The following is a 17,378-nucleotide window of genomic DNA, read 5'->3' on the forward strand; positions in this document are numbered from 1 at the left end:
GCACTCAGCCCCGCCTGCAGGCTCGCCGTGCGCGCTATCAGCGCAATGTAGTCGCTCCCGCTCGCGTCCAGCCCCGCCCCGTCTATCAGTATGTCCCCGCCGCGCACGTCCAGACCGCTCAGCACCCCGGCTGCGTCATACTGCGGGGTGCCGGTGGTCAGCGTGATACGCGGCGTGTTGAGAAAGCCGCAGCCGCTACAGGTGATGCCGTATGGGTTCGCTACCATCACGCTCGCCGCCTGACCCGCCACCTCCAGGTAGCCCGCCAGCCGGCTGCGGTTCGGCGAGACCACCTCGTTGATAATCGCCGAGGCGGCACGTCCGTTCAGGTTGGGGTTGTTCTGGAGCAGACCGCCCAGCTGGCTCGGATTGAGCTGCGCCGTGCCGTTGTTGAGAATGAGTCCGCGGTTGTCCACGTTGAAGTCGTGATAGCGGTTGTGAGACAGGCCGGCGGCATCCGGCGTAGCGATGTTCACCACCGGCACGCCGTTGCCCGCTGCCTCCAGCGTCGTGTTCCCTGACGCCACCGTCACCCCTGCCGCCCATGCCGGCAGCAGCGGTTGCAGCCCCGTCAGCCACACCAGACACCACACCATGACTCGCTGCGACGACTTCACCGCTTTCATCCCTGAACTCCTGAAAATTTGCTGTATGAAAAACCCAATGCGTTTAATGCATTGAAACTAATCAATAAGTGAAAATAGTGGTTATACGTTGCGCATGTTAAAACGACAGTCCCACCCGATAACCCACCACCATGGTGTCGGGTTGCAACCATGACGGGTAGGAGATCGGCCATCCTACCGTCACCTGTTGGCTCAGCCAGCGGTTGGCAACGGTCGCGCCGACGGCGCCCCCCCATAATGAGGCCGCCGTCGCGTCATCCTGTTTATGGTTATAGAGGTGACCACCATCAACAGCCGCCATGAAGGTGACGTTGCCCAACACCGGTAACTGCCATACCTGCCAGTTCAGTTCGTTACGCCAATAGGCACCCCGATTGCCGGAGGTGTATTGTTCGCGGAATCCGCGCACGGAAGATTCCCCGCCCAGCGTCAGTTGTTCGCTGCCGTAAAGCGCACGGGCCGAGTATTGGCCGTATACACTGCCAAGATAAGTGACGTTGTCACTTATGGGGCGATAATAACTGGCCGACAGCGTCCATTTATTGAACTCTGCCAGCGGTTCATCCGCACTGTTGTCCGCATCCGTTTCCGCCCCAAACCAACGAACCCCTCTGCTATAGGCAGGGTTGAAGGTCATCAGTCCGCCCCACAATTTCTGGCTGTGATTGACGCCAAGCGACACGTTGCTCAGCTTGCGGCTGCTGGATGGTAAAAACGCGCCATTGAGGTAGTTATTGCCGGTGCGCTGGCTGAGCGTACCGGCAATAGCGGTTTTCATCGTACCGTTGCGGAACACCACGCGAGACAACGATAGCCGATGGGTATCGCTGTTACCGGTAGAACGCCAGGGAAAATCGCGGTTGATGAAGGTATTGCGATAACGACTTTGGGAATAACTGTAACCCAGATTCCAGTAACCATAGGGTATGGAGAAACCTGCTTGCAGGCTTTCAGCATCGTGGCTGGTGGCAAAACGGCTGCTGTGACCACCGCTGATAAACCACTGGTCGGCAAAGCCGAACAGGTTATCTAATGTCAGGCTGCCATTGAGTTGCTCTTCACCGGTGCTTTTTTGGCCGCTGTTATCAAAGGTAAGGCCGACGCTAAACGGCAGGTGAGCTTCGCGGGTCAGGTTAACCACCGAATATCCCGGCTTGCTGCCCGGCAGGATCTCAATCGTGACCTGTTGAGACGGCATACGGTTCATCTGCTCCATACCTTGTTCGATATCGCGCAGATTCAGGATCTCCCCTTCCCGTGCCGGAAACGCGGTACGGGTCATGCGTTCGGTGTGGTTATTGATGGTGATCGTTTCCAACCGACCTTCGAGGATCTCCAGTTGCAACACGCCGCCGGATAGATCCTGTTCGCTCAAAAATGCCCGACTGGTGATATAGCCACGCTGGATATACCAGTTGCTGACGTCATGCACCAGTTGGTTGATCTGTTCGAGATTATTACAACGATTAAGGTAACCCGCGGTCAGCGCCGCCTGGTCACGTGGGCGTAATAGCGTGCTGTGATTAAAGTGAATCTCGTGCAGGGTAAAGCAGGGACCGTGCGGCGCGTTATCCGCTTTTAATGGCGTCTGCACGATATCGTTTAATTGCTGCAACGCTTCTCGCTGCTGGCGAGATTGCTCAATCACTTCCGATTGGCGTTGCTGAATGTCATTTCGTTCCGCCGGACTCAACGACGCAGAAAACGCAGAGGTGGTATAACCGATGAGGGAAAAACAAGCGATCAGGCCAATTTTCCTGCTGCTGACAGGCATCATGCACATCCATGTAATAGAAACAAAAGGTAAAAAAATCGGCGGAATAATAATGTGAAATCATTTCAAAAACAATACAAAAACTTACAATTCAGCTGACATAACCTCCTAATAAAATAACGATTAATTCATTGATTTAAAAATAAAAAAGTTAATCACATAAAAATAAAACCTAAAAATAACTAATAACACAGAGTGATATAATGAAATAAAATGTAACCAAGGAGAAATCACATCCTCATCGAATTTAACGGTTGTTTACTTTTTAAATCCTCCCGTGTGAGATATCTGCGCCACGCTTCATTTTACATAGCTGACTTTTCGGGCAATCCCCCAGACGGAGAAAAATATGGAAACATGCAGAGCATGGGGAATTCAGGTGAATGCCGCCGCGAAAGCGGCATGGTAGAGCGCATCAGATATCGTGCGTCGAACTGCTGGTAAAAACGGCGCACGATATTGTGACCACAGGCTAAATGCCGGCGTTAACGACAACGCAGCCTGTCAAGCAAGGCATGATCGGGATACCCATCCGCCGGTAGCCCTTGCTGCTGCTGGTAAGCACGAATCGCCCGCGTCGTCTCTGGGCCAATGTTGCCGTCGATTGTTCCCTGATAAAGCTGCTTTTCCTGTAACAGGATTTGCAGCGCCTCGCGTTCTTTGCGTGTTAACGGCGTTTCCTGACGCGGCCAGGGCTTGAGCACCGGCGTATCGCGTTGATAGTTATCCGACAGCAAGCCAACGGTCAACGCATAAGACATATAGTTGTTATAACGCAGGATGGCGCGGTAATTGCCGGTTACCAGAAACGCCGGGCCATTCTTCCCGACCGGCAGCAGTATTGAGGCATTTTCAGCAGACAGCGATGCCAGATCTCTGGGCACTGCGGCTTTTACCCCCAGCGCCTGCCAGTCAGCGATGGTTTTCTGGTTATCCATACCGGAAAGCGAATAATCAAAATCAGTGGGCAGATTCACTTCAAATCCCCAGGGTACGCCCGCTTTCCATTTGGCCTTCTGCATATAGTTCGCCACCGACGCCAGCGTATCGGGGAACGACGTCCAGATATCGGGGTGGTGATCGCCATCAAAGTCCACGGCGTATTGCAGGTAAGACGTCGGCATGAACTGAGGCATTCCCATCGCGCCAGCCCAGGAACCTTTTATTTGCTGCGGTTGCGCATCGCCGTTTTGAATCATGCGTAACGCCGCAATCAAATTCTGCCGGTTAAACGCCCGACGGTAATTGTAGTAATCCAGCGTGGCAAGTGAGCGAATGGCCGCTTTGTCACCGGTATTAGCACCATAGTTACTTTCAATGGAGAGGAAAGCAAACAGCAATGGCGGCTCTACCTGATAGCGCTGATCGATACGCGCCGTCACCTTCGCGTATTGCTTGAGTAACGCTTTCCCTTGCGCAATGTTATCTGGCGTCACCCGTTGTTCAATATAGGTCCACACCGGCGTAACTAACTCTGGCTGTTTTTGCGTGGCCGCCACTACATCACTATCCGGAGTCAAGCCGGCAAACGCGTTATCAAAGGTGTCAGCCGTAATCCCCTGAGAAAGGGCATCCTGACGCACCTCGGCTTTCCATTGCTCAAAACTTTCATCCGGTGTGGGTAGCCCGGTTGGTGAATCAGTAATGCCGTGGGATTTCAGCAAGCTATCAATATTTTGGCATTCATGCGAATAACCATGGTGGGCGCATGAACTTAACACGCCTGTGCCGAGCAGCAACATTATCGCCTTCGCCATTGACCTCATCGATAAGGTGTATGTTCTGTTATTAACCATTTGACTATTCCATTAAAAGTATAGAGATATGCCAAAAGCAGGCCCGAAGCATCGTTGTCGGGCACAGCCATGGAATCGTGCAACACTCTTACAGTAATAGTGCAGTAACATGCGGGAAGATACAGACATCCTGTGACATAAGTGTCACTGACTGAGGTTATCGGTAGTATTAGTTATGCTTTAGTAACGACATATTACAGGCTTCTCACGCTATCATCAGTCAACTCAATTTAACGATAACGTTTCCGTCTTCGTCAGACGATGTGTTACCACCCGTTGCCAGCTCAGGGTCATCACGCCCTGTGCGGTGATCAGTTTCAGGGTATCCTGTGCCAGAGCATTGTCATTGTTTAATGTCCAGCCAAGGTGGCTGTGCTCGGCTAACCAGGCGGAGACATCAGCCTGACGCTCAGGGTGACAATACAGCGTGCCACGCCCTTCTCCACCCTGCGTACGCAGCAGTTCACGCAACAGTGCCGGGTAGCATTCGACCCTGGGGGCGATGTTGAGAGTCTGAGTCATCGCATCCACCTGTAGCCGGGATTTTTCGCCCACGGCAGCCTGGTCCTTATATTCCTGACATTGCCCAATCCGGATCAATTCTGCTTCCTGCACAGCCAAACCCGCCACCAGTTTTAAACACCGTCTGCCCAACATGCCCTCACTCCCTGATATTGATAATGTTCAGAATTGATAACTTACCGCTAAATAGTTTAGTTAGTAAACTATTTTGTGCCGATACTGGCTTACAATTCACGGCTATTCACGCCTTTCACTCCTTTTCAACGCATGAGCGCCACACAGGCTGGCAATATCGCCAACGGGCAATGTTTTAAGGCACTGTTTTAAGGCAACTGTTTCAGGCTGCACACGTTAAATCCCTGAAGCCAATTCGTGCAAATGGCTGCCATCATGCATCCGTTCTTCTTTGATAAATATCAGCCAGAAGCGGCGTAAGGCCATGACGGAAGATATTCACTTTTTCCCTGGTAATAACAAACAATTCGTCGGCAATAACACACCATTCGATAAATTACAGTCCGCGCGCCGCCACATTCAGCAACTTGATGCGATGATAAAGCGTACGTTTGGGAATCCCCAGTTCATTGACCACCGTATCGATACAATGATCGTTACGCTGCAACGCATCCTGAATCAGGAAGCGCTCAATGCGGCGCAACCGCATCTTCAGCGATGTCAGCGGCGCATCGCTTTCTGTTTCACCACCATCAACCGCCATTGGCACGGGCGACAATCCCAGCACCCAGCGTTCGGCAGCGGCTTTGAGTTCACGAATGTTGCCAGGCCAGCTATGCATCAATAGTTGTTCCTGAATGGTCGCGGATACCTTCGGCAATGGTCGTTTCAGGCGGGTGGCGGCTTCATGCAAAAAGCGCTGAAATAACGGCAGAATGATCTCCGTACGCGAACGTAATGTCGGCAACTGAATTTTTACCGTGTCCAGTCGGAAGTAGAGATCACGCCGAAAACGCCCCTCTTCCACCAATTTTCGCAACGGCGTTTGTGTAGCGACAATCACCCGCATATCCACCGGTTTAAATCGAGTACTGCCTAAACGTTCGATACCGCGACTTTCCAACACCCGCAGCAATTTGGCCTGTAGCGTCAGCGGCATACTGTCTATTTCATCCAAAAACAGAATGCCTTTATCAGCGGTTTCAAGATACCCGGCGCGGGAGCGGCTGGCGCCGGTATAAGCCCCGGATACCACGCCAAACAACTCACTTTCTGCCAGCGTTTCCGGTACAGCGGCACAGTTCACCGCCACCAGCGGGCCGGCGCAACCGGAAAGCTGATGAATGCGGCTCGCCAGCGTATCTTTGCCGGTGCCGGTTTCACCCTCCAGTACGATATCAACATTAAGGGGGGCGATAGTGTGGATGAGAGAAGATAGCGATCCGTGTATATCTTCCGCTTCCTGCGGAAGGGTTAACAAGGACTCATGGGAGACACAATGATGTGACTGCGAGGGTTCATTGTTATTCCTTATCGTCATGACAACTCCTGTACTTTTTTCTGTATTCCATTCTCAAACTGTCAGGGCATAACCTATACAGAACCGAGCAAAATGTTGGCAACGACCCTGATTTGACACCCATCACCGTCATTTTGACGATGTCGTAACGGTCAATTGCGATAAATTTGAGCGTTTTAACAACGCATTGATGGTGTGCGTAAGCATTACTGCCAACAGCCAAACAAACCATCAGCCAACCGCTGAAGTTATAGTAGGAATTTCAGAGCAAAAAGTAGGAATAATCCTACTCCCTGCACCAACAGGTACGATGATGTGGGTAATAATGCCGGTAATGAAAGGTGAGGGAGTCCCCCTCCGTCATGGCATGGTATTGACGCAAGGTCATGACAGAGGGCGGACAACAATCGATTAATCAGGCGATTAAACGCTGGCTTAGTGCATACTTCACAATGTCGGCATTCGTAGTGAACTGCATTTTCTCCATTAACCGCGATTTATGGGTGCTAACGGTTTTATTGCTGATGGCCAGCGTTTCAGCAATGGTGTTGACCCCTAATCCCTGAGCCAGCATCACCATGATTTGGTGTTCCCGTGAGGTCAGCAGTTCACGACGACCGCCGCCACGGGTCTGGCAATCTGCAAACACAATCTGCTCGGCAATATTGTGGTCAATGTAGCGCCCTCCCTGCGCCACCCGTCGAATAGCCGACAATAACGCTTCCGGGTCCTTATCTTTGGCAATATAGCCAAGCGCCCCACTTTTCAGCACCCGCAGGGCGATTTGCGGTTCGCTATACATGCTTAACACCAGAATGGGCAAACGCGGATACTGCGCCACAATACGCATAATCAGCTCTTCGCCGCAAATACCCGGCATACTCATGTCCAGCAGCAATAAATCGATCTGATGCTCCCTAAGTTGCGCCAGCACCTGCGAACCGGTACCCGCTTCAGCCACCACCTCCAGATTCTCGTCTAATGAAAAGATTTGCTTTAATCCTTCGCGCATAATCACATGATCGTCGGCGATCATCAGTTTTATCAGTCTGTCCATTCGTGTTTTTATACTCTCCAGAGAAAACTATTCTACGCAGCAGTCTCCTGCGGAAACGTCAGCCGAACCAGCGTACCGGCTCCCGGCTGGCTTTCTATTATTACTTCACCTCCCAGCATTCGGCCCCGCTCTTTCATGCTCATCAAGCCAAAGGTATGAGGTTTACCGTTTTGAGTGTCAAATCCTTTACCGTTGTCGCACACGCTCAGCACAATCACGCCTTCGCGCTTTTCCAGGGCAATCACGACCTGTGTCGCTTCGGCATAACGGGCAATATTAGTGAGCGACTCTTGTACTACCCGGAATGCCGCCGTAGCGCATTCGTCATTCAACACCACTTCCGACGCGGGTGTTCGCAGCAGGCACGGGCAGCCGTATTGCCGGATAAAGTCATCGCGCAACCATTCCAGCGCCGGCGTTAAACCCATATTCAGCACATTGGGGCGTAACCGGGTGGCCACCTGTCGCACCACCTGAATGGTCTTATCGGACAACGCCATCAGGTTCTGTAGTTGCGTTAGCATTGGCGGATTGTCACGGGTGAACTGCATACACATCAGCGACAGGCTCATACGCATTGATGTCAGGAGCTGTCCCAACTCGTCATGGATCTCTCTGGCGATGTGTTTACGTTCTTCTTCACGAGAGAGTTCACGCTGACGCGCCAGCAAACGCATTTGAGCGTCCTCACGCTTTTTTTCAGTATAGCGAATGACCGTGATATCGTGCCCAACAGCGAGGATCGACGTCAGGCTACCGTTCTGGTCAAATTCCGGTACACAGCGGAGATGATAACTCCCCCGGTGATGCATCGCTGCCGCGTCGCTCTCTTCCTCCAGCTCATCTTCAATGCTCTTTTTCGTGTCTGCCACCTGTTGTACCCGCTGAAGAATGTGCACAACACAGCGGGAGTGCGGCAGTAAATCCGTCAGTTGACGCCCATACACCTGCTCAGCGGTAAAACGCAGGTACGCCAATGTGGCAGGGTTGGCATACAGGCAATTGAGCTGTGGATCAAAGCGTATGATTAGAGCCGGTATATTTTCCGCCAGCGTCCTGAACTCCTGCTCGCGGGCATAGGCTAATTGTTCGATATGTTGGCGTTCCCGAATATCCCTGACTACGCACATACTGTATTTTCGTCTTTTATGCAGGAAATGATTCACACTGACTTCTACCGGTAACACGATGCCAAGACGGGTCTTATGCCGGGTTTCAACCGTCAGTTCACTTTTCCCGCAATGCGGATCATACCAGTGACGGTTCGTCTCTTCTTTTTTCCAGTCGGGCGTTATGTCCTGCACCCGCATACGACGAAATTCACGGCGACTGTAGCCCAACATGCGGCAAGCTTCGTCATTCACATAACAAAACTGTGCCACATCGTTGACAATATAAATGGCATCCTTGATCCGGCTAAAGGCGAAATCCACCAGCGCCAGCGGCGGTACATCATCCAGATGGTAGGGTTGTGGGGAAGTAGGGGTATATAACATGGCCATCTCCTTGCTATCGCTAAGCCTGTCAGCTCCCAAAAACCGGGAACCGACAGCGAAAGGAAAGCCGCAGGGAGCACCTTCGGGGAAAGTGACCTGCGGCCCGGTTAGGCTGCCCAGCCACGACGCACGGTGGCGGTTTGCAGCCTGATACTGACTGGCAGGTTCCTTCACCTCCATCAGCCCAGGGGAGAGGCCCTCACAAGGCATGGCAATAATAAGCGAACCCCATGCCCGTTACCGCACGGAAATTAATCTTATACATCAATGACTTGTCTTAGATACCCCCTGGCGCGGGAGAGACGCGAACGTACAGTGCCAATAGGAATGTTGAGCTGATCGGCGATATCCTGGTAACTGATATCCGCATCCAACAGCATCATTAATATTTTACGCGTTTCCTCTGGCAGGTGCGCACTGGCTGTCAGCGTACGGCTTAGCGCATGTTCACACTCCGTCATACGACAGAGATCGATGTCCATCGACAGGATTTCCGCCACTTCGGGCGTATCATCGCTGATTTCACGAAAACGATGACGGACCTGCCTGAAGTGGTTGCGCACCAAATTCAGAGCAATACCAAATACCCAGGTTTCCGGGCGTGAAGTGCCAGCGAACTTTTCACGGTTTTTCAGCACCTCCAGATAGGTCATCTGCTGTAAATCTTCCACATCCTCACGGTTCGATACGCGCTTGCGAATGAAATTTTGCAATCGCTTGCCATGCAGGCGAAAAACTTGCTCCCAGTTCACAGTATTGGCAGGCGTTTGAGGTTGAGACGTTTTTATTTGTTTCAGTGTAATCGTTTCCATTTCATTAACTTTCCATTGTTACGCACGCATTGACGCATCCGGGAGAGCAAAGGGCGTACCAGTCAATTAAAATCAATTAACTTAATGTTATTAAATGATTTATTTAGTAATGAAATGGGTTTTCGTGCCACTTGTTGCAGATAAAACTCAGCCTGAATTGCAAACTCTTGCATAAGAAATCAATCAAATGATTTCTTAAAAAATAATAACAACCATTTATCTATTACTGACTTACGTCATTTAATGGGAACTCGTTTCCAAGTCATGCCACATAACCGTACACGATTAAAGCAACGGGATGCTTCAGGCAGGACAAGTACCATGATTTCACACGATATTTTACTCAACAATGTTTCTTTTGCGCTCAACACCACGTTGAGCGCAATGAAACAATCCCTACGATTGATCCATCTTAGCGCCAACGATAACGCTGCATTGGATGAAGCTGCATTAATGGTTGAGGCTACATTGATGGATAAAACTGCATCAATGTATAAAACTACGTCAATGTATAAAACTACATCGATGGACGAAACCAGGTTGATGAATGAAACCAGGTCGATAAACAAACGAGCCAGGAATCAGAGGTAACCAATGGCTGTACTCATTACCTGGCTTAACCGCTTTATCATAAACGCCATGCAGCGCACCGAGGCGGCAGGTATCGTGATTGTCATAGCGATCATGCTCATGATGCTCTTTCCCCTGTCGGCCAGCCTGACCGACATGCTGATTGCACTTAACATGGTTATGTCGTTACTGCTGGCCGGACTGGCAATCTACCTCGCCAAACCGTTGGCTTTCGCCATATTCCCGGCACTGGTACTGCTGACCACCTTGTTTCGGCTGTCACTGTCCATCGCCATCACCCGCCATATCCTGCTGCAACAGGACGCGGGTCAGATGGTAAAAGCCGTGGGTCATATTGCAGTACGCGATAGCCTGACAGTCGGTCTGCTGCTCTTTCTGATTCTGACGGTAGTGAACTTTCTGGTCATTACCAAAAGGTCGGATCATGTAGCGGAAGTGGCGGCACGCTTGATGCTGGATGAAACGTCCAGCACGCCAATGTATATCGACAGCGACTTGCACTCCGGGCTGTTCGGCTCCCAACAAACGGGTCAGCGGCGGCAAAGCATCGGTAATGAGAGCCAACTGTTTGGTGCGATAAGAGGGGCGATGAAGCTCGTTAAAGGAGAAGCGATTGTCGGTCTGGCGATCGTATTCATCAACATCATAGGTGGTTTCACCCTCGATATACTGCAACACGGCATGGCTGCTGGTCATGCCCTACACATCTCTCTGGCGCTGACCATCGGCGAAGGTCTGGTCGTACAGATTCCGGCGCTGCTGACGTCACTAACCGCGGGGCTTATCATCATCTATGCCGCAGCCGACAGACAGAAAACAACGTTCAACATTGGCCGTGAACTCATCAGGCAACTGACCCACCAACCTAAAACGTGGATTATCTTATCGCTGGGTGCTCTGATGGCCGCACTGTTACCCGGCATACCCGCACTGATGCTACTGCTCATCAGCCTGGCTTTGTTCAGCAACGGCATGTTCCAGATGTGGTGGGAAAAATCGAATCAATTACAGAATTCACGACAGGCGAGCAATAACCAGCCCGCCGAACCACACGGCACTCAGGATCTACGTCGTTTTAACCCGGCGCGTGCCTACCTGTTGCAGTTCCATACCGTATGGCAGGGTTCGGAGGCGGTAGCGGTGCTGGTACAGGATATTCTCCACCTGCGCCACCAATTGATGTATCAATTTGGCTTTACGCTGCCATCGTTCGATATTGAGTTCAACGCCAACGTGCCGGAGGATGAGTTCCGCTTCTGCGTGTACGAAATTCCGCAGTTGCGAGCCAGCTTCGGCGTGCCGTTGCTGGCCGTGCCACGCAGACAATTGCCGGAAGATACGCAGGACGCCAGTATCATTGCCGGGCTGCCTGCCCGCGATGAACAAGGCCTGTTGTGGCTGACGCCAGAACACCCGTTGTTACAACAACCGGAACTGGATGCCTGGAGTCCAAACGCGCTAATCCTTAGTCGCATGGAGAATGCCATTCATCGTAGCGGCGCAAAGTTTATTGGCCTGCAGGAAACCACATCGATCCTCGTCTGGCTGGAAGATGAACACCCTACACTGGCGGATGAATTACAGCGCACCATGCCGCTATCGCGCTTCGCCAGCGTGCTGCAGCGATTGGCATCGGAGCGGGTGCCGCTGCGTTCGATACAGGTGATCGCACAAGCGCTGATCGACATCGGTCAGCATGAGCGCGACATCAACGCCCTCACCGACTACGTGCGGTTGCAACTAAAAACCCAGATTTGCCGCCAGTATAGTCAGGGGAATCAACTCACCGCCTGGCTGCTGACGTTGGAAACCGAAGAACTCCTACGTGACGAGTTACTCCAGACGCAAAGTAAAACCTTCCGTGCACTGCCTTCACGCTACAGCACCACGTTACACAACCAGTTGCGCCACATATTCCCGGCGATAATTCCGTCATCATCGCTCATTCTGGTGGCGCAAGACCTGCGCAGTCCGCTGCGTATTCTGCTGCAAGACGAATTTCATCACGTGCCGGTGTTGTCATTCACCGAACTGGAATCCTACCTGTCGATTAACGTCGCAGGCCACATCGACCTTCGCAACAAGGTTGACCCCGGTAATCGATTGGAATAGAGCAACATGTTTGCATGTGGTATCGACCCACTATGACGTTGATACCACAAAAGTGACATTGTCACGTAATTATCACGACTACACCGCTGATCAATGTCGCCCAGCCAGGTTATGCCATTCGGATGACGACAGCCGCTGTTGCTGTGATTGGCATGACATTCTCTGCTGCGTAAAGAAAACCACACCACAGTCAAAAATCGTTTCAATATAATCCTGCGGCTGGATTAACTATTTTGCTGTTAAAGCAGTTAACCTGCTTTATGGATAAATTTTACGGAAAAAAGTGCGTTTATGTTCAAGTCGTTCTTTCCTAACCCCAAATTGTTTTTTTCCTCGGCGCTGATCTGGTCGCTGGTGGCGGTCGTCATCTGGTATAGCTGGGGGCGCCCGCTGGGTGATAACCTGCTGCACATCAGTCAGCCGCTACCACAAGGCGCGATTCGGTTTCTGTCACCCGCTTTTCTGTGGTTCTATGGCTACTACCTGCTGTGTGTGGGGCTATTCGCTGGCGTCTGGGTATGGCTACATCCGCATCCCTGGCAGCGCTGGTCAATTCTTGGCACCTCGTTGATTATTTTCGTTACCTATTTCTCGGTAGAGGTCGGGGTCGCAATCAACGACTGGTACGTCCCTTTTTACGATCTGATCCAAAGAGCGCTGAGCACACCTAATGCGGTAACCATCCAGGCATTTTACCAGCAACTGCTGATCTTCCTTGGTATTGCGCTAACCGCGGTAACCGTGGGTGTGTTGAATCTCTTTTTCGTCAGCCACTACGTCTTTCGCTGGCGTACTGCCATGAATGACTATTACACCTCACACTGGCAGGCATTGCGCCACATTGAAGGGGCGGCGCAACGTATTCAGGAAGACACCATGCGTTTCGCATCTACAGTGGAAAGCCTGGGAGTGGATTTGGTGAAATCATTGATGACGCTGATTGCCTTTTTACCGGTGCTGATAAGCCTCTCATCTCATGTTAAATCACTGCCGTTAATCGGCGAAATTCCCTACGGTCTGGTGATTGCGGCTCTCGTCTGGTCGCTGGCGGGTACTGGTTTGCTGGCGCTGATCGGCATCAAACTTCCGGGCCTGGGGTTCAATAATCAGCGGGTGGAAGCCGCCTATCGTAAAGAGCTGGTGTATGGCGAGGACGATGCCAGCCGTGCCACACCACCTACGGTCAAGCAACTATTTAGCAACGTACGGAAAAATTATTTCCGCCTCTACTTCCACTACACCTACTTTAATATCGCACGGGTGCTTTATCTGCAAACCGACAACATCTTTGGCATCATCATGCTGTTGCCATCTATTGTCGCAGGCAGTCTGACCCTCGGCCTGATGACGCAAATCACTAATGTGTTCGATCAGGTACGCAGCTCATTCCAGTACCTGATTAACTCCTGGACCACCATCGTGGAGCTGATATCGATTTATAAACGCCTGCGCAGTTTCGAATCGGTCATTCATCTGCCAATCACGACCGACACGGCGAATGCGCTCTCCCCGGCGTCTGATGCATAACTCGCTTCTGCGCTGTTGAAAAGCAGCGCAGAATACCGGTTCGCTAACGTATTAACCCATACTGGCGTCCGACAAATGCACAACCGAAAACCACTTCCCCCTGTTCCCACCAAATAGCCAGCCTCAGAATGAGTCGCGTCATGAGTTCCTATCATGTGACGATATTTGACTACCGCAAACGTGATTTGTTGACGAATATTTTCTGACGAATAATAGAGAGCAGAACATTATTTTTCGCCTCGCTTATAGAATGAAAAAATATGACTTAGTCAGGCTGTCTTAGAATAATTTTTTGAAAAAAGGCCAGACAAGATGACCTAAATGCTTTTCATAACTAGTACACGAAATTATTGAACAAGTTATAAGCAGAATAAAAAAAACAAACAATAAAGAATATGGAATAAAAACGTAAACATCGCGTTATTCCATTATGTTACATGCTATTTATATTTTAAAAATATGTGATAGCATTCACATGCATTTCTCCATCGCTGAAAAAAATACTATTTTGAGAAACAACAAGGACGTTAACAGATGGTTTCCCTCTGTTGATCTTGCATCGCCAACACAATTAGCACCACAGGAATCCTATAATGAATAAAATCTTTACTGCTTATGATAATCTGAAAGTCGGCATCAAGCTGGCAATCGGTTTCGGACTCATTTTACTGATGTCCGCCTTTATTACACTATCGGGAGTGAATGGTTTCCGTGACATTGACAGTTACGTCCAGAAAGCCATCGTTAGCAACGATATTAATAATAACCTCAATGAAGCCAGACGTGCCCGACTCAATTTTCAGTATACGCATGACTACGCCTCTATTAATAAGGTCGGCGACCTGATGACAAAAGTGGGTCAGGCGCTGAATCAGGCCCAGCAACTGCACTGGCAGCCAGAATCACAGAAATTACTGAAACAGCTTAGCGATGCCTATAAAAACTACCTCCCTGCACGTGAAGCCTTGATCCAAGCCAGCCAGCAGCGGGACGCAGCATCACAAAAGCTAAACCGTAACAATAGCACCAATGAAATCAATGCATTACGTTCGCAGTTGAACAGCAAGACCCTGACGCCGGAATTAAGGACAGAGTTTACCCCCCTCTCAGAACAGCTTTCCGAGGTCCGTGATTTGGCACATGAATTATTGGTGAATCCATCCCAACAGTCTGAAACCACTCTTCGCACCGCGCTTGGCAACATGAAAAGTCTGTTCAGCCAGGCATTACCCAAATTCACCCCCGAACAGCAAGGTCCACTGGACCAGGCCTTACAGTTTTTCTCCGCTTACAACGGTTATATTGATGATTACATGAAAGCCGTTCAGGGTGAGAAAGCAGCCACCAAGACAATGTCAGAGGCTGCGGCTGTCATGAACGAGACATCCGAAAACTTGTATCAACGACAGCTGCCACTGATTCAAAGCATCACTCTCGGTTCTCAATGGCAATTACTGTTGACGGGGCTGGTGATTATCGTTATCGGGGTATTGATGTCATGGCGCATCACGCTGCAGATTACCCGCCCGTTACACCAGAGCCTGTCACTGGCTGAACGTATTGCGCAAGGTGACCTGACTGCCTCCATCAAAGCCGTTCGCCGCGATGAACTGGGTATGCTGATGTCAGCGATGGCAGCCATGAACCATAAACTGCGCGAAATGATCGCCGAGATTCGTGAAGGCGTCAGCAACGTGGCGTCAGCCGCTTCGGAAATCGCCGCCGGCAACACTGACCTGTCCTCCCGTACCGAACAACAGTCTGCCGCCGTGGTGGAAACCGCCGCCAGCATGGAACAGTTAACGTCAACGGTGAAGCAAAACGCCGACAATGCGCATCACGCCTCGCAGCTGGCTGCCGATGCCTCGACAAATGCGACCCGTGGCGGTGAAATCGTCACCGACGTAGTCAGTACCATGAATGAGATCGCCGTCAGTTCACGACGCATTTCTGAGATAACCACAGTCATCAACGGCATTGCTTTTCAGACCAACATTCTGGCGCTCAACGCCGCAGTAGAAGCCGCCCGCGCAGGTGAGCAAGGCCGTGGCTTTGCGGTCGTGGCCGGTGAAGTACGCAGTCTGGCTCAACGTAGCGCCCAGGCCGCCAAAGAGATCGAAACGCTGATCGGCGAATCCGTCACCAGGGTAAACACCGGTTCCGCTCTGGTGGAAAATGCGGGTAAAACCATGGACGACATTATCCGCTCAATCACCCATGTACATGATATTATGGGTGAGATTGCCTCTGCCTCCGACGAGCAAAGCCGCGGCATCAACCAAATCTCCACCGCAATCACTGAAATGGACGCCACCACCCAGCAAAACGCTGCGCTGGTGGAAGAATCTTCCGCTGCCGCTAACTCGCTGGAAGAACAGGCGCAAATCCTGGAACAGGCGGTATCCATGTTCCGTCTGAGCCATGACGGCTCTACGCCTCAGGTAAGCCAGCACGCCGCTATCAGCGCTAAACCATCGTTGATGCTGGGCAAATCCGCAATGAAAACCTCCACCAAAACCGCTGCGGTGAAGAAAACGCCTGTTGTCGCTGGCAGCAAAGATGACTGGGAGTCGTTCTAACTCATTAAATTAAGCTAATCATGGCGGGCAATGCCCGCCATATCCCGCCCGATTTATACGTTCAAACCAACCGCACATTTGGCATGATGCCGTAGTAAAACGCCAAAAAAACGCCCTTGCCGATTTCGACAAGGGCGCTTAGCAACCAGCAATGGGTATCGAGATCAATGTCCGCCGCGCAGTTTCTCCGTGCGACGGCGCAGGATCTCCATCACTACCAGCAACAATAACGCAGCGGCCACCATCATGGTCGCAGCAGCGGCGATGGTCGGGTCGAGGTTTTCACGAATTCCGGCAAACATCTGCAACGGCAGCGTGCGCTGGCGCGGGCTGGCGAGAAACAGCGTGACAATGACTTCATCAAACGACGTGGCAAACGCGAACAACGCGCCGGAAAATACACCGGGCGCGATCAACGGCAGCGTCACCCGCCAAAATGCCAGCAGCGGCGGCGCCCCTAAACTGGCCGCAGCGCGAGTCAGGTTTTGATCGTAATTCTTCAGCACCGCAGTCACGGTAATCACCACAAACGGCACGCCCAGCACGGCATGGGCCAGCACCAGTCCGATGTAGCTATTCAGTAATGACAGTCTGGCGAAAAAGAAGAACATCCCGACCGCCACAATCACCACCGGGGCAATCATTGGCGAAATCAGCACCGCCATCACCAACGATTTACCGCGGAACTCTCCGCGTACCAGCCCAACCGACGCCAGCACCCCCAGTACCGTCGCTAATACCGTCGCCAGCGGCGCAATCAGCAGGCTGTTGCCAAGCGAACTTAGCCATTCACTGGAGTGAAAAAATTCCCGATACCAGCGCAGGGAAAACCCGGCCAGCGGGTAGCTGAGGAACGACCCGGCATTGAACGATAACGGCACGATCACCAACACCGGCACCACCAGAAACAGCAGCATTGCCGCACCATAAAAATTGAAGAAGCCATTCCACACCCGCAGCAACTGCGACCCCTGCTGTCTCATTTCCTTCATCGGTTTCATCGCTTGCTCCT

The 17,378-nt window shown here is 51.5% G+C and carries 13 protein-coding genes; 4 read left to right on the forward strand and 9 right to left on the reverse strand.

All coding sequences use genetic code 11. The features are described from left to right. The 8 genes from Dpoa2040_RS10790 to Dpoa2040_RS10825 all read right to left on the reverse strand — a co-directional run. The coding region (locus Dpoa2040_RS10790) for a filamentous hemagglutinin N-terminal domain-containing protein (protein WP_168641240.1) at positions 1–626 on the reverse strand (626 nt) is incomplete at its 3' end. A 97-nt stretch (positions 627–723) separates the two neighbouring features. After that, positions 724–2,400 (reverse strand): ShlB/FhaC/HecB family hemolysin secretion/activation protein, encoded by a 1,677-nt coding sequence (locus Dpoa2040_RS10795; protein WP_168641277.1) that lies wholly within the window; start codon positions 2,398–2,400, stop codon positions 724–726. Positions 2,401–2,885: 485 nt separating this feature from the next. Next, positions 2,886–4,196, reverse strand: coding sequence for a lytic murein transglycosylase (locus Dpoa2040_RS10800; RefSeq protein ID WP_168641241.1), 1,311 nt, complete (start codon positions 4,194–4,196; stop codon positions 2,886–2,888). A gap of 225 nt (positions 4,197–4,421) precedes the next feature. Then, positions 4,422–4,853 (reverse strand): HrpE/YscL family type III secretion apparatus protein, encoded by a 432-nt coding sequence (locus Dpoa2040_RS10805; RefSeq protein WP_168641242.1) that lies wholly within the window; start codon positions 4,851–4,853, stop codon positions 4,422–4,424. 376 nt (positions 4,854–5,229) lie between these two features. Next, positions 5,230–6,213, reverse strand: coding sequence for a sigma 54-interacting transcriptional regulator (locus tag Dpoa2040_RS10810; RefSeq protein ID WP_168641243.1), 984 nt, complete (start codon positions 6,211–6,213; stop codon positions 5,230–5,232). Positions 6,214–6,607: 394 nt separating this feature from the next. Next, a complete protein-coding gene (locus Dpoa2040_RS10815; RefSeq protein WP_042870775.1) occupies positions 6,608–7,249 on the reverse strand; it encodes a response regulator transcription factor in 642 nt (213 codons plus the stop codon). A 32-nt stretch (positions 7,250–7,281) separates the two neighbouring features. Then, positions 7,282–8,745 carry a PAS domain S-box protein gene (locus tag Dpoa2040_RS10820; RefSeq protein WP_168641244.1) on the reverse strand — a complete coding sequence of 488 codons (1,464 nt, stop codon included), beginning with the start codon at positions 8,743–8,745 and terminating at the stop codon, positions 7,282–7,284. 257 nt (positions 8,746–9,002) lie between these two features. After that, entirely contained in the window at positions 9,003–9,557 is a 555-nt protein-coding gene (locus Dpoa2040_RS10825) for an RNA polymerase sigma factor (protein ID WP_042870779.1), read from the reverse strand. Positions 9,558–9,878: 321 nt separating this feature from the next. On the opposite strand from Dpoa2040_RS10825, the gene Dpoa2040_RS10830 reads away from it, so the two are divergent. From Dpoa2040_RS10830 to Dpoa2040_RS10845, 4 genes are all read left to right on the forward strand, one after another. Then, on the forward strand, positions 9,879–10,148 hold the full coding sequence (locus Dpoa2040_RS10830) for a hypothetical protein (RefSeq protein ID WP_168641245.1): 270 nt from the start codon (positions 9,879–9,881) through the stop codon (positions 10,146–10,148). A 3-nt stretch (positions 10,149–10,151) separates the two neighbouring features. Next, complete coding sequence (locus tag Dpoa2040_RS10835) at positions 10,152–12,260, forward strand: FHIPEP family type III secretion protein (protein ID WP_168641246.1); 2,109 nt, start codon at positions 10,152–10,154, stop codon at positions 12,258–12,260. A gap of 291 nt (positions 12,261–12,551) precedes the next feature. After that, complete coding sequence (gene sbmA, locus Dpoa2040_RS10840; protein WP_168641247.1) at positions 12,552–13,787, forward strand: peptide antibiotic transporter SbmA; 1,236 nt, start codon at positions 12,552–12,554, stop codon at positions 13,785–13,787. Between the two features lie 593 nt (positions 13,788–14,380). Next, complete coding sequence (locus Dpoa2040_RS10845; RefSeq protein WP_168641248.1) at positions 14,381–16,366, forward strand: methyl-accepting chemotaxis protein; 1,986 nt, start codon at positions 14,381–14,383, stop codon at positions 16,364–16,366. A 164-nt stretch (positions 16,367–16,530) separates the two neighbouring features. Here the strand turns inward: Dpoa2040_RS10845 and Dpoa2040_RS10850 are convergent, their stop codons facing one another. Beyond that, positions 16,531–17,349 carry an ABC transporter permease gene (locus tag Dpoa2040_RS10850; RefSeq protein WP_168641278.1) on the reverse strand — a complete coding sequence of 273 codons (819 nt, stop codon included), beginning with the start codon at positions 17,347–17,349 and terminating at the stop codon, positions 16,531–16,533. Positions 17,350–17,378: the final 29 nt, after the last annotated feature.

The organism is Dickeya sp. CFBP 2040 (assembly GCF_012273755.1).
In the GTDB taxonomy this organism is placed as follows: Bacteria; Pseudomonadota; Gammaproteobacteria; order Enterobacterales; family Enterobacteriaceae; genus Dickeya; species Dickeya poaceiphila.